The organism is Erythrobacter sp. K21-9 (assembly GCF_055808355.1).
This window is the reverse complement of record NZ_CM147866.1, coordinates 2,752,323-2,766,635: the sequence shown is the minus strand read 5'-3', so window position 1 is coordinate 2,766,635 and position 14,313 is coordinate 2,752,323. Positions and strand designations below refer to the sequence as shown.

Below are 14,313 nucleotides of genomic sequence, written 5' to 3'. Positions count from 1 at the left end.
GACTGGCGTCGGGCCAGGTTTTGACGAGATTGAAATGGCCAGGCGACGCAATTCAGTGACAATCCGCGAGGTGGCGGAAGATGCAGGCGTATCGTTGCAAACGGTGAGCCGCGTCATCAATGACGAGCCCAATGTGCGCCCGCAAATGCGCGACCGGGTGCAGGCCTCGATCGACCGGCTTGGCTATGTCCCCTCGCTCGCCGCACAGCGGATGAGCGGATCGCGCAGCTACCTGATCCTCGCGATCAACGACCGTGAACGCACGCTCGCCGATTGGCGTGAGCGCACCGGCACCGACTGGGTCGACCAGATGTTGCTCGGCGGGACGCTGACATGTTCGAAACACGGTTACCGGATGATCGTCGAGCTGGTCGACACCCATGCCGATCATGTCGAGCGCGAGCTGGGCGCAACGGTTGCCGCGTTGCAGCCGGATGGAGTGATCCTGACCCCGCCGCACTCCGAGAACGTCCAGATCAAGCGGCTGCTCGCCCAGCGCAATATTCCCTTTGCCCGCATCGGTTCGACCGAAGAGGGTCCGGGTGTCCGGCTGACCATGGGCGATGAAGGCGCCGCTTATATTTCGACCAAGCGGCTGATCGAACTGGGTCATCGCAAGATCGCGATCATTGCAGGCCCGGATCAATACAGCCTGAGCGGCTGGCGTGTCGACGGGTGGAGGCGCGCGCTGGAAGAGCATGGCATCAGCGCAGAAGGGCTGTGCGAGCGCGGCGATTTCAGTTACGATTCGGGCACGCGGGCGGCGCGCACCTTGCTCAACCGGCATCCCGATCTCACCGCGATCATCGGCAGCAGCGACCAGATGACGCTTGCAGCGCTTGAAGTGGCGCGCGATCGCGGGCTGCACGTGCCGCGCGACATCTCGTTGATCTCTTTCGATAATACGCCCATCGTACGGTTCAGTCAGCCGCCGCTTTCGGCAGTCGATCAGCCCATTGCCGAAACCGTATCCATTGCGGTCGAGCATCTCATCAATTCGCGTAAAGCGCCGCCAGTAACGGATGTTATCGACGTGCCGGCGCAGCTGGTCGAACGCGCCTCCACTGGGCCTGCGCCGAAACCCAAGTGAACGCCCGGTCCGAAGCAGTCCCGCAGCAACCCGTGTGGTTTCTGGCGCTGTTTGCGCTCGCCGCTGGCGGGGGCGCGGTCGCCTACGTGCCGCTGCTCACCGTGCTGCTGCCGCTCAAGATTACGGTCCTGATGAGCGCTGAAGATGTTCCGGCGCTTGCCCGCGTAACTTTCTTCGGGGCGATCGTTGCAAGCCTCGCCAATATCGCCTTCGGTATGCTCAGCGACCGGACGAAAACGCGCGCGCCCTGGATATTGGCGGGGCTGGTCATCTCGAATTTTTTGTTGCTCGCGATTGGCCGGGCGTCCTCCTTGAGCGAACTCATCATTCTGGTCATGGCATGGCAGATCGGGCTCAACATGATGCTCGCCCCGCTACTCGCATGGGCTGGGGACTGCGCGCCGGACGATCAGAAGGGATTGCTCGGCGGGATGCTGGCCATCGCTCCGGCGCTGGGCGCGCTGGCCGGGTCGCTCGTCACGTTCGAGAGTGTGGTGGCGGAGGAATTCCGCCTGCTGACAGTTGTAGGCCTCGTGTCCGCTTTGGTGCTTCCGCTGCTCATTACGGGGCGCGGGCGGCAGCGTCCCGCGCTGATGGAGCCGATCGTGCGCAGCAGGCGGGACGCAGCCGACAAGGGGTCGTCGCGCGCCGCGGTCAGCCGCATGTGGCTCGCTCGGTTCCTCGTCCAGATATCGGAGGCCGGCCTGTTTGCGTTCCTGTTGTTCTGGCTGCGATCGATCGTTGCCGATTTTCACGAGAACACGGCGGCAAATATCTTCAGCGCCGTTCTGGTCGTGTCGGTCCCGCTGTCGCTCTTGCTTGGCCGCTGGTCGGATCGCAACGACCGTCCGCTGGCCCCGCTCGTGGCCAGCGCGTCGTTTGCTGCCATTGGCCTCGCGATCATGGCGAGCGCTTCGAGCCTGCCTGTCGCCATCACCGGCTATGTGCTGTTCGGGATCGCCGCATCGATCTTCCTGTCGCTGCATACCAGTCAGACCCTGAGAGTGCTTCCACTGCCGCAGCATCGCGGTCGGGATCTCGGTATTTTCAACCTCACCAATACGATCCCGTCGATCGTCATGCCGTGGCTGACATTGAGCCTGGTCCCCGGCTTTGGCTTTGCAGCATTGTTCATCTTGTTTGCCGGTTTGGCGGGTCTGGCGGCTGTGTTGTTGGCAACCGTTTCACGGCGCGCATGAAGTCTTGATTTTTGTTGTCGTGCGTGCGACGAATGCGATCTTGTGAACGTTCTCATAATGGGATTTGACTGAACGTTCCGGTCTTGGGAGGGACTTTACCGAAATGCGTATTTCAGCGCGGCTGATGGCGGCGAGTGCCTGTGTTGGATTGCTCTCGGCGTGTGCCGGGATGCCTGTGGAAACCACTGCGAGCGCGCCTGCGGCGACGGCTCAGGCTCCGCAGCAATTGGCGGATGAGCAGCAGATCGCGGACCTGCTTTCACGTATGACGCTGGAGCGCAAGGTCGCCCAGCTGATCATGCCGGACATATCCTCGATCACGGCTGCCGATGTCGAGAAATACCGGTTCGGAACGGTCCTGAATGGCGGCAATTCCGGCCCTTACAACAACGACATGGCCCCCGCATCCGACTGGCTGAAACTGGCAGATGAATTCTGGGAAGCCTCGACCAAGCCGCTGCCCAATGGTGAGCCCGCGATCCCGACGATCTGGGGCACGGATGCGGTTCACGGTCACTCCAACGTCATCGGTGCGACCATTTTCCCGCACAATATCGGCCTTGGCGCGACAGGCGATCCGGACCTGATCCGGCAGATCGGCGCCGCCACCGCGACGGAGATCGAAGTCACCGGCATCGACTGGACCTTCGCCCCGACCGTCGCCGTGGCCCGCGATGATCGCTGGGGCCGGACGTATGAAAGTTATTCCGAAGACCCTTCGCTGGTCGCGAAGATGGGCGTTGCGATGGTCGAGGGGCTACAGGGAAAACCCGGCTCCGACGACTTCCTCGGTCAAGGCCGGGTGATCGCGACGGCCAAGCACTTTTTTGGTGACGGCGGAACCGAACAGGGCGTCGACCAGGGCGATGTGAACGGCGATATCGAATATCTCAAGCAAGTTCACGTCACGCCCTATCCGCCGGCAATCGAGGCCGGTCTCGGGTCGGTCATGGCAAGCTTCAATTCGATCAACGGCAAGAAGATGCATGGCAACGAAGCCCTGCTGACAGACCTGCTGCGCGGCGAAATGGGCTTTGACGGGCTGGTCGTCGGCGACTGGAACGGGCACGGCCAGATCAAGGGCTGCACCAACACCGATTGCCCGCAGGCGCTGCTGGCCGGGCTCGATGTCTACATGGTGCCCGAAGACTGGAAGGCGCTCTACGAAACCACTCTCGCGCAGGTAAAGGACGGCACGATCCCGGTGGCGCGGATCGATGAAGCCGTCGCCCGCGTTCTGCGGCTGAAGCAGCGCGCAGGGATTCTCGATGGCGAGGTAAAGCCCTCGCTGCGCGCCAATGCCGGACGCTGGGACAAGCTCGGCTTTGCGCCGCACCGTGCGGTTGCGCGTGACGCGGTGGCCAAATCGATGGTCATCCTCAAGAACAGCGGTGTCCTGCCGCTCAAGCGAGACGCGAACATTATCGTCGCTGGCAGCGCGGCCGATGACCTTGCGCAGCAATCGGGCGGCTGGACACTGACATGGCAAGGCGGCGGCGAGCTGACCAACGCCGATTTCCCGGGCGCGACCTCGATCTATGCCGGTATCAAGGCTCAGGCCGAAGCGAGCGGCGCAACTGCCAGCCTCGTCGAGGATGGCGATTTTGGCCCGGCAAGCGCGGTCGACGTCGCTATCGTGGTATTTGGTGAGGAACCCTACGCCGAATTTGTCGGCGACCGGAAGGATCTCGCATTCCGCGATGAAGAAGGCCTGAAGCTGCTGCGCAAGTTCAAGGAAGACGGGATCCCGACGGTCGCGGTATTCCTTTCGGGTCGTCCGATGTGGGTAAACCGCGAGCTTAATGCAGCCGACGCGTTCGTCGCCGCATGGCTTCCCGGCAGCGAGGGCGGCGGGGTTGCCGATGTCCTGTTCGGTGAGAAGCCGGCCACCGGCAAACTGTCCTTCACCTGGCCAGCCGCATGCACGGGCGAACCGCTCAACAGCGCCGAGGGCGCGCTGTTTCCGTACGGGTTTGGCCGCTCGCTGGACGACACGACGCCGCTTGGTGTGCTGGACGAGGACTGCAGCGCGCTCAACGCGGGCGGCGCTGCGGACTGGTTCACCGCCGGCAGGCTGACCGATCGGGTCAAGGCGCTGTCCAAGGGCACCGAATTGCCCGATCTTCGCGGTGAAGCGGGCGGGATTGTCGCGCGCGGCATCGACCGCAACGCACAGGAAGACGCGCGCGCCATCACCTTTGGCCCCGATACCGCGCTCGATCTGAGCGGACCGCAGGGCGGCAATGCCTACCGCATCACCTACCAGGTCACACAGCGTCCGGCAGGACCGGTGGTGCTCGCCAGCAATGGCGCTGCTCTGGATGTGACGCAGGAACTTTCGGTCGCAGAGGGCAAGGGCTGGCGCGAAATGGTGCTGACCGAGGAATGTCTTGCGGGATTGAGCAATGCGCTCACCATCCGGTCGCAAGCGCCTTTCACGATCCAGATTTCCGCTATAGCACGCGAAGATGCTGCCGAGGGGGCAGAGTGCTCTTTCTGAGCGCATAGAACATAACAAACGGGGCAAGGCCGCAAAGAGCCATCGGCCCCCGGGGGAGTAAACGGCGTGACGCTCGAGACTATCGATATCATCATCATCGCGGGCTACGCGCTCGCGCTTCTGGGTATTGCGCTGTTCGTCAGCCGGGAACCGGAGGGGCACGAGAAGAACACCGAGGATTACTTCCTCGCCGGGCGCGCATTGCCGTGGTGGGCGATCGGGGCCTCGCTGATCGCGTCGAATATCTCCGCCGAGCAGATCATCGGGCAATCGGGCGAGGGCTTTGCCATCGGCATCGCGATTGCGGCCTATGAATGGCAGGCGGCCATCGTCCTGCTGATCGTGGCGAAATACTTCCTCCCGATCTTCCTCAAGCGGCGCATCTATACCATGCCGCAATTCCTCGAACAGCGTTACGGAACGGGCGTGAAGAACCTGATGAGCGTGTTCTGGGTCGCGCTCTACACCGCGGTCAACCTGACCGCTGTACTGTGGCTCGGCGGCCTTGCCGTCGATACCCTCACCGGCTGGGGCGTCATGCAATCGATGTTGGCGCTGGCCGCGTTTGCCGTGCTGTATTCGCTGTATGGAGGCCTGAAAGCGGTCGCGCTGACCGACATCATCCAAGTGGTGATCCTCATCATCGGCGGCATTGCAATCACCTGGTTCGCGCTCGATGCGCTTCCCGCCGACGGAGCGATCGCCGGTTTCGGTTTCCTGATGCAGGAGATGCCGGGCCACTTCGAGATGATCCTCGATGAGGGCGACAATGGCTATGACAAGCTGCCGGGCATCTGGACGCTGCTTGGCGGGCTGTGGGTGCTGCATTTCAGCTATTGGGGCTTCAACCAGTACATCATCCAGCGCGCGCTGGGTGCAGAGAACCTTGGCGAGGCGCAAAAGGGTCTGGCATTCGCCGCGTTCCTGAAACTGCTGGTTCCGTTCATCGTCGTCATTCCGGGCATCGCGGCAGTCATCCTTGCGCAGCAGGGCGCGCTCGATAGCGCGGCGCTCGCGGAGAAATCCGACCGGACATATGGCCAGTTGATGGGCTTTGCGCCCGCAGGCCTGCGCGGGCTGGTTTTCGCAGCGTTGATCGCGGCAATCGTGTCCTCGCTCGCATCGATGATGAACTCGATCTCGACCATCTTCACGATGGACCTCTATCGCAGCGCGCGGCCCGAACAGTCCGAGCATCATTATGTGATGGTCTACCGGATCACCGCGTTCGTCGCGATGGGCATTGCTCTGGTGCTTGCGCGCCCGTTCCTTGGCGGGTTCGAAAGCGCGTTCCAGACGGTGCAGGAATACACCGGCTACATCGCACCGGGCATCGTGATCGTGTTCCTGCTCGGCTTTTTCGACAAGCGCGCAAACACCGCAGGCGCGTTTACCGCGCTGATCGGTTCGGTGGCGCTCAACATCGTGGTCAACGCGGTCTTCCCGGATCTGCCATTCGTGGTGCGGATCTGGATCGTGTTCGTTGTCGGATTGGTCGCGGCGATCGCAGTCTCGCGGATGACACCGGCTCCGGATGAAGAGCGGACCGTAAGGCTGGGCGATATCGGCTTTGCCACGACCGCCCTGTTCAACACACTGGCGATGATCACGGTGGCGATCCTCGTCGGCCTCTATATCGTTCTGTGGTGATGCGCTAAGGCCCCGTCCGTGGAAGACGGGGCTCAGCATCTCAAGGTCTTGCTTGCCGGGGCGAGCGGCACGATTGGCCGAGCGGTCGCGCGGGCGCTTGCCGACGATGGACACGAAGTTGTCTGCCTTTTGCGCAATTCCGCCTCGGGGCAGGAAGCCGCCGAAGCGTTGCGGGGCGGCGGTGCTGAAGCCGTGTTCGTGGATCCCGGAGACGCGAACGCGCTTGGCCAAGCTGCCGAGGAAATTGCGCCCGCCTGCGTCATTTCCTGCATGGCTTCACGCAGCGGTGCGCCAAAGGACGCGCAGGCGGTCGATTACCGAGCGAATGCGAACCTGCTGGCCGCTGCGACGCCCGCCGGGGCGGAGCACTTCATCCTGCTTTCCGCGATCTGCGCGCAAAAGCCGCGTCTCGCTTTTCAGCATGCCAAGCTCGCCTTCGAGGCAGAGCTGATTGCCAGCCCGGTGGACCACACGATCGTGCGCCCGACCGCCTATTTCAAATCGCTGTCAGGGCAGGTCCGCCGCGTGGCGAATGGCGCGCCTTTCATGATTTTCGGAGACGGCGCGCTAACCCGGTGCAAGCCTATCAGCGACCGCGATCTGGCGCGCTTCATCGCGGACTGTGTGAGCGATCCGCAGCGGCGAGGCCAAGTGCTGCCAATCGGCGGTCCCGGCCCGGCCATAACGCTGCGGGAGCAGGGCGAGATCCTGTTCGAGGCGGTCGGAAAAACGCCGCGCTTTCGCTCCATCCCGCCCGGCCTGTTCCCGGCAATTGCGCGTATCCTGTCGCTTGGCGCGCCGTTCTCCGGCTGGTTTGCAGAAAAGGCCGAATATGCCCGGATCGCGCACTATTACGCGACCGAAAGCATGTTGGTTTTCGACCCTGAAAAAGGCGAATACGATGCCGCCGCGACGCCGGAATTTGGAAGCGATACGCTGCTTGCGCATTACCGGGATTTACTGGGCGCATTGCAATGATCGCGTACCGGACGGGGCAATGATTTTCCTACTTGCGCATATCGCTGTAAGCCCGGTGCCGATGAATGCCTCGCGAGCCAACACACGTGAAAAGTCACACCCTGAGCGGCGGGATTGCCGGCAAAGCCCGGAAATCACTAGGCAAATTGGCATGGCCAATATTCGCCAATGGGGCGCTTGTGTGTAACACGCCGGACAAACGGACAAGGGGCAGCGCGTGACGGGCATGTCGCTGATATTCACGCTGGCGAGCTGCGCGTTCTTCATGGCGCTGGTCGGCTGGATCAGCTGGATCAAGACGCGCGGGACGGTCGAGACAAAGGACGGCTACTTCCTCGCCGGACGCGGGCTGGGGGCGACATTCATCGCCGGGTCGCTGCTGCTGACCAACCTCTCCGCCGAACAGCTGATCGGGCTGAACGGGTCGGCCTATGGCCACAACATGTCGAGCATGGGCTGGGAGGTCACGGCAGCTGCCGCGACGATTGCGATGGCGCTGGTGTTCCTGCCCAAATACCTCGCAGGCGCGTTCACGACCCTGCCGCAATTCCTCAACGACCGCTTCGATCCGGTGGTGCGGCGGATGTCGGTGGTGCTGTTCATGCTCGGCTACGGCCTCGTGACGATCCCCAGCGTTCTGTATTCCGGCAGCCTTGCAGTGATCGCGCTGTTCGATGTGCCAGCGCTCACCGGGCTCGGCGATTTCGAGGCGCTGGTGGCGATGGTGGTCCTGATCGGGGTCACCGGGTCGATCTACGCGGTGTTCGGCGGCCTGCGCGCTGTCGCCATCTCGGATACGCTCAACGGCGTCGGCTTGCTGATCATTGGTGTGCTCGTACCGATCTTCGGGCTGATTGCGCTGGGCGGAGGAGATTTCGGCGCAGGTCTAGCTCAGCTGACAAGCGAGAACACCGAGAAACTCAGCGCGATCGGCGGCGCCGACGATCCTACGCCATTCGGGACGATCTTCACCGGGATGATCTTCGCCAACCTGTTCTACTGGTGCACCAACCAATATGTGATCCAGCGCACGCTGGGCGCGCAAAGCCTTGCCGAGGGGCAGAAGGGGGTGCTGTTCTCAGGCTTCTTCAAGATCCTCGTACCGTTCCTGATGATGATCCCCGGCGTGATTGCGTTCCACCTTTACGGACCCGGTCTGGGCACAATCGACGAGGCCTATCCGCGCCTGATCCGCGATGTGCTTCCGGTCTACCTGTCCGGCTTCTTCCTCGCGGTATTGCTGGGCGCGGTGTTCAGCTCGTTCAACTCGCTGCTCAACAGCGCCGCGACGCTGTTCAGCCTCGATGTCTATGCCCCTGCGAAGGGCGGGACGGCGAGCGATGCCGAGTTGGTGCGCGTTGCCAAGATCGCCAGCGTGGTGATCGCGCTGTTCTCCTTCGTGGTCGCGCCGATGCTGGCGCTTGCACCCGAAGGGCTGTGGCAGATCATTCGCATCTTCACCGGCTTCTACAACATCCCGACCGTGGTCATCGTGATTGTCGGCCTGTTCACGGCCCGCGTTCCGGCGCTGGGAGCGAAGATCGTGATCGTGTTCCACGTCGTCACCTACGCGCTGCTCAGGTTCGTGCTGGACGATGTGGTCACGCTCCACTTCATTCACCAATATGCGATCCTGTTCGCGGTCGAGGTCGGCATCATGCTCGCCTGCGGATGGCTGCGGCCTCGCAAGCAGGCATGGGAGTTTGCCCGCAACGAGCAAGTCGACATGACACCTTGGCGCTTTGCCAGGCCGCTGGCGGTGACGCTCTTCAGCTGCGTAGTCGCGGCGTATCTGCTGTTCTCACCGCTCGGCGTAGCCAGCGACAGCGGACCGGGCGCATTGTTTGCCGCCCTGATCGGAGCGCTGATGATCGCCAATGCGGCTGTGTGGTCTGCGGTACCGGAAGGCGGTCCGTCTAGGCGATGAGGGAGGCCAGCACCCGGCGCTTGCCCGAAAACGGGCGGCGGCCATGCATGACGCGGTAATTGTCAACCAGCGCCACATCGCCAGCCTGCCATTCAAGGTCGGCGGTCAACTCATCGGCAATCGCAATCGCCGGGGCCATGTCATCGGAGGTGATCGGTTCGCCATCGCCGAACGTGATCGCGCGGTTCGGATCGTTGCGGCTATCGGTCCATCCGCGAAAGGCGGCGATGAGCTGATTGAAGAAACTGCGCTGCCCATCGCCCAGATCGCGCACGGCGGGCAGGACAGGCGTGGTCGCGCGCAGGCTCTCATCGGCCTGCCACTCCCACGAATAGCCGAGTTGCTCCAGACGCGCCTCGGCAGCGGCCTTGTCCGGGGCGCTCAACGTGCTGCGCCAGCTGCGCCCCTGGCCCGATCCGGCGTCGTCGCTGCCTGGCATGACGTTGGTGTAGCGCACGCCTTGCGCCTCGATACGGGCGAGGAATTGCGGGGCCGCGCGTTCGAGCCGCTCCAGCACCCAGTCCGACCGGCACAGCGGCGTCGCGCCCCCATCACTCGCGGCAATCTCGCAATAGAAGAACAGCTTCGATGGATAGAGCGGCGTCTGCGCCATTTCGTGATGCAGGAATATCTCGGTCGTCGGCGGTGCTTCGTTCGCGGTGAAGACGCGCGGCGTGACATTGGTTCGCACCGCATTCGACAGCGAATCCTCATAGGTGAAGCCCGGCTCGCCATACCCCTCGACCGCCACGTCGAAGGCGAGCGGATCGGGCACGTCGAATCCGCGAAACAGCAGCGCGCCTGCGTCCTTCAAAGCGGCATCGACCGCAGCCTTGTTGGTGCGCAGAAATGCGGCGAGATCGCCGCCGCCGGTGATGATCGCCGGAAAATCAGTCATAGATCGGGTGGAATTTGCCAAAGGCCGCCTCTGTGAAAGTCCCCGGATCGTTGAAGCGCCGATTGAGGTTGAGCGCCCCGATTGCGGCCATTTCGACCTGCGACAGCTCGAAATCGTCGATGGCGAGGTTCTCGCGCATCCGTTCCGGTCTGGTGGTCTTGGGAATGATCGCGGTCCCGCGCTGGATGCCCCAGCGCAGCAGGATCTGAGCGGGCGTTTTGCCATGCGCATCGGCAGCGACCATGACGGGCGCGGCGCCCAGCAGGCTCTCACCCTTGGTCGCCATATCGAGCTCGAAATAGCTCTGCGCACCCAGCGGCGAGAATGCCGTCACGTCGATCCCGTAATCGCGCGCGAGCCGGATCAGGCGTTCCTGTGTCAGATAGGGATGGCTCTCGATCTGGAGCATTGCGGGCTTCACCTTCGCATAGCTCATGAGGTCGTGCAGCAGGGCCGAGTTGTAATTGCACACGCCGATATTCTTCACGGGGCCCTTGCCAACCAGCGCCTCCATTGCCGCCCATGTCTCGTGCAGCGGCACCCGGGCCGGTTTCATCATCGGGGTGGGGGCATCGGGATTGTGCAGCCATTCGGGCGGATATCGCTCCTCGATCGGCACATATTCGAGCGCAATCGGGAAGTGGATGAGATAGAGATCGAGATAATCGAGTTGCAGGTCGGCGAGCGATTTGCGGCACGCCTCCTCGACATGCTCGGGCGCGTGAAACGTGTTCCACAGCTTGGACGTGACCCACAGATCCTCACGGCGGACGAGCCCTTCGGTAATGGCCTGCGCAAGGCCATCGCCGGTTTCGCGCTCATTGGCATAGTCGGCAGCGCTGTCGAAATGGCGATAGCCTGCGCGCACTGCTTCGACGGTGCAGGCGGCGGTGTCCTCCTGCGGGATTTTCCAGAGGCCAAAGCCGATGCGGGGCATGTTGGGAAGCACGTTCAATCCTTGTCTGCGAAAGTGATATCGACCGGCTGGCCGGTGGCAATGCTGTGCTGCGCGGCGGCGCCCATGACGACCGAGCGATAGCCGTCGCGCGCGTCGATCAGCGGCCTTGTACCGTTTACAAGCGCCGCGTGGAAATCGCGCTGCTGGAAGAACGTCGCGCCGTGGTGATCGCCCGCCGCGAGCGCATCTGGTGGGGTCTCGACCGGCTCTCGCACAGGCCCGGACCTGTCGCGCGGGGACCACGTGACCTCGCCCGCGGGAAGCTTCACCTCCAGCTTGCCGGTCGGGCCGACCGCGCCGATTTCTTCCTGCTGCTGCGACCCCTCGGCGAACATGCACAGGTCGAGCATGGCCCGCGCGCCGCCCGCAAAATCGACCGTGACGAAAGCGTTGTCGATGATGTCTGGTGTCTCGCCATTGTAGCGCTCGTTGAGATGGTTCACATCCTGTGCGCCGCTGGCGAATACGCGCACCGGCTCATCGCGCAGGATATGGCGCATCAGGTCGAAGAAATGGCAGCATTTCTCAACCAGCGTCCCGCCGGTGTTGCGATTGAACCGGTTCCAGTCGCCGACTTTCTCAAGAAACGGGAAGCGGTGTTCGCGGATTGAGAGCATCCTGATATCGCCCGCCTCGCCTGCATGAACCTGCTCGATAAAGCGTGTGACCGGCGGCATGTAACGGTATTCGAGGCCGACCCAGAACAGGCCGGGATAACCGCGCGCAGCCTTGGCCAGCGCCAGCGCGTCGGCCTCTGCCGTGCACATCGGTTTTTCAAGCAGGATGGCGGCGCCAGTATCCATCACCGGCTTCACGACATCGAAATGGGTGAAGTTGGGCGAGGCGATGATGACCGCTTGCGGCGCTGCATCGGCAAGCATTGCGGCGTTGTCGCCATATACCCGCACATTCTGCCCCAGTTGCCGCGCCAAAGCGGCTGCGGCTTCGCGCGATCCGGCATCGGGATCGGCAATCGCGACCAACTTTGCGCCGGGGACCAGCGCGAGGTTCTGCATGTGCTCGCGGCCCATCATTCCGCAGCCGATAATCGCATAAGTGCGCCGCTCGCTCATGATCCTGCCCATGTCGCCGCCGCCGCGCCTTGGCAAGCATTCATGCGGTGCGCTCGGCGATGGAGAAGGATGCAGGCGCAATCGTCTCGCCGGTGAGATCGAATGTCACCGGCTCCGCCGCATAGTTGAAGGCGAAGATGTGCGTCTTCGTCCGCCGGACACGCAGGCCCTTGGGCAGGGGCGCAGCGGCAACCCCGGCCTTACCGGCCATGCGCTCGATCAGCATCGTGAGGAGCGCGCGGTCGGGCCACGCGGCCAGGTAACGGAAATTCTCGCTCGCATAGACGACGCCCTGCCCGTCCTTGAGGGCAAATTCGGGCTCCAGCTTGCTCTCGGCATGCTCAAGCCAGCGGGCGATCTCGAAATCCTCGCCCGCTTGTGCATGACCATCGCGCAGGCTCTCGGCGCGCGCGATAGTGACCGGGACCAGCTCTCGCACCGCGCCGGGGGCCAAGCCTTCGGGGATAGCGAAGCTGTGCGTCTTGCTGCCCGAACGCGGGCCAAGCAGCACCGGGCAGTCAAGCGCGGCAAGCTCCTCAGCAAACCCCTCGGGCATGATCGGCAGGGTCGGGACCAGCACCATTGCGTAGCCACCGAGCGGGGTGCCTGGGGCGGCGATATCGACATCGAGGCCGAGCCGCCGCAGCGCCGAATACCATTCGTAAACAAGCTCGAGATAGCGGAAGCTTTGCCCCTGCGGCTGGATCCCGCACACCCACGCAGCCTCGTAGGAAAAGACCAGTGCCACCGGCGCCTGTACCGTCTCCTGCATGCCTATCCGATCGATGACGGCGGCAGCTTCGCGCACTTCGTCCGCCGCTTGGGCGTCGCGGCTATCGGGGCGGAGCAGGCCTGCATGCATTTGTTCCTGCGCAAAAGGAGCCTGCCGCCAGCGGAAATAGCTCGTGAACTCGGCCCCGTGCGCCATCGCCTCGAGCGTCCACAGCGTCACCATGCCGGGCAGGGGAGCAGGGTTGAACCGCGCCCAATTTACAGGGCCGGGTTGCTGCTCCATGACGCCCCAGCGCCCGTTCGAACAGCCGCGATACAGGTCGTGGTGGAAGGCGGCGATATCGGGATGACCCTGCCGCATGTAAGCGCGCTTGTCGTTTTCACCGAACCAGAATTGTTCCAGAAAGCCGAGCGGGTAACTGTCCCATGTTGCCACATCCAGATCGCGTCCGACCTGGTGGTGGTCGAATTCGGTGAAGAACCCCATGAAGTTGTGCGTGATGTCGCGGCCAGGTGAATGCTGTCGCAGGATATCGACCTGCTCGCGGTTGAAGCTTGCCACCTCGTCTGAGGCAAAGCGGCGGTAATCGAGCCAGTGCGCGGGGTTGGCCTCGGTTACGGTCAGATTGGGCGGGTCCACCTCCTCAAAAGAACGGTATTCCATGCTCCAGAAGACATTGCCCCAAGCGGTGTTGAGCGCGCCGATTGTGCCGTAACGAGCGCGCAGCCAGTCGCGAAAGCGCTCCGCTGCGGCGTCCGAAAAACTCAGGATCGTATCGTGGCAGCCATATTCGTTGTCGGTTTGCCACGCTGCAATCGCCGGGTGTTCGCCATACCGCTTGGCCAATTCGCGAGTTATCAGCCGCGAGAACTTGCGATAGCCGGTATGCGAAAAGCAGTAATGCCGCCGCGACCCGAACCCGCGCGGGCGGCCCTGTTCATCCACGGCGACCATATCGGGCATCTGGTCGACGAGCCATTTGGGCGGAGTCGCGGTGGGAGTGCCGAGTATGACTTTGAGACCTGCCCCATGCAATGTCTCGATCGCCCGGTCGAGCCAGCCCCATTCGAAACCGATCCCATCCGGCTGGATGCGGCTCCAGGCGAACTCGCCGATGCGGACAAGCGACAGGCCCATCTCGGCCATGCGCCGCGCATCTCCGGCCCACATTTCCTCTGGCCAGTGTTCGGGATAATAGCAGCAGCCAAGTTTCATCCGCGTGGTTTCTGCGCCCGGCGCGCGCATTGCAAGCCTGATACTTTCAGAGACGCATTTACAGATATAAAAATATCTTTATATCCGTTCGG

The 14,313-nt window shown here is 63.0% G+C and carries 10 protein-coding genes; 6 read left to right on the top strand and 4 right to left on the bottom strand.

The annotated features are described in order from the left end of the window. Positions 1 to 34 precede the first annotated feature (34 nt). The 6 genes from AC0L39_RS14195 (at position 35) to AC0L39_RS14170 (ending at position 9,344) form a co-directional block, all read left to right on the top strand. A complete protein-coding gene (locus tag AC0L39_RS14195; protein ID WP_473258844.1) occupies positions 35 to 1,090 on the top strand; it encodes a LacI family DNA-binding transcriptional regulator in 1,056 nt (351 codons plus the stop codon). Continuing rightward, positions 1,087 to 2,289 carry an MFS transporter gene (locus AC0L39_RS14190; RefSeq protein WP_473258843.1) on the top strand — a complete coding sequence of 401 codons (1,203 nt, stop codon included), beginning with the start codon at positions 1,087 to 1,089 and terminating at the stop codon, positions 2,287 to 2,289. The genes AC0L39_RS14195 and AC0L39_RS14190 overlap by 4 nt, the downstream gene beginning before the upstream one ends. Positions 2,290 to 2,392: 103 nt before the next feature. Then, on the top strand, positions 2,393 to 4,789 hold the full coding sequence (locus AC0L39_RS14185) for a glycoside hydrolase family 3 protein (protein WP_473258842.1): 2,397 nt from the start codon (positions 2,393 to 2,395) through the stop codon (positions 4,787 to 4,789). 66 nt (positions 4,790 to 4,855) lie between these two features. Further along, positions 4,856 to 6,439 (top strand): sodium/sugar symporter, encoded by a 1,584-nt coding sequence (locus AC0L39_RS14180; protein WP_473258841.1) that lies wholly within the window; start codon positions 4,856 to 4,858, stop codon positions 6,437 to 6,439. 18 nt (positions 6,440 to 6,457) lie between these two features. Beyond that, on the top strand, positions 6,458 to 7,417 hold the full coding sequence (locus AC0L39_RS14175) for an SDR family NAD(P)-dependent oxidoreductase (RefSeq protein WP_473258839.1): 960 nt from the start codon (positions 6,458 to 6,460) through the stop codon (positions 7,415 to 7,417). 226 nt (positions 7,418 to 7,643) lie between these two features. Then, positions 7,644 to 9,344 carry a solute:sodium symporter family transporter gene (locus AC0L39_RS14170; protein WP_473258838.1) on the top strand — a complete coding sequence of 567 codons (1,701 nt, stop codon included), beginning with the start codon at positions 7,644 to 7,646 and terminating at the stop codon, positions 9,342 to 9,344. On the opposite strand, the gene AC0L39_RS14165 is transcribed toward AC0L39_RS14170, so the two are convergent. The 4 genes from AC0L39_RS14165 to AC0L39_RS14150 are packed head-to-tail and all read right to left on the bottom strand — an operon-like array spanning position 9,334 to position 14,251. Beyond that, positions 9,334 to 10,242, bottom strand: a complete 909-nt coding sequence (locus AC0L39_RS14165) for a TauD/TfdA family dioxygenase (RefSeq protein WP_473258837.1) — start codon at positions 10,240 to 10,242, stop codon at positions 9,334 to 9,336. The two genes, AC0L39_RS14170 and AC0L39_RS14165, sit on opposite strands and share 11 nt — an antisense overlap. Continuing rightward, positions 10,235 to 11,179 (bottom strand): aldo/keto reductase, encoded by a 945-nt coding sequence (locus tag AC0L39_RS14160; RefSeq protein ID WP_473258836.1) that lies wholly within the window; start codon positions 11,177 to 11,179, stop codon positions 10,235 to 10,237. Before AC0L39_RS14160 ends, AC0L39_RS14165 begins: the two co-directional genes overlap by 8 nt. A 14-nt stretch (positions 11,180 to 11,193) precedes the next feature. Beyond that, the gene (locus AC0L39_RS14155) at positions 11,194 to 12,273 is read right to left on the bottom strand and encodes a Gfo/Idh/MocA family protein (protein ID WP_473258835.1); all 1,080 of its coding nucleotides are present in this window, start codon (positions 12,271 to 12,273) and stop codon (positions 11,194 to 11,196) included. Positions 12,274 to 12,313: 40 nt separating this feature from the next. Further along, on the bottom strand, positions 12,314 to 14,251 hold the full coding sequence (locus AC0L39_RS14150; RefSeq protein WP_473258834.1) for a beta-galactosidase: 1,938 nt from the start codon (positions 14,249 to 14,251) through the stop codon (positions 12,314 to 12,316). Between the last annotated feature and the right edge of the window lie 62 nt (positions 14,252 to 14,313).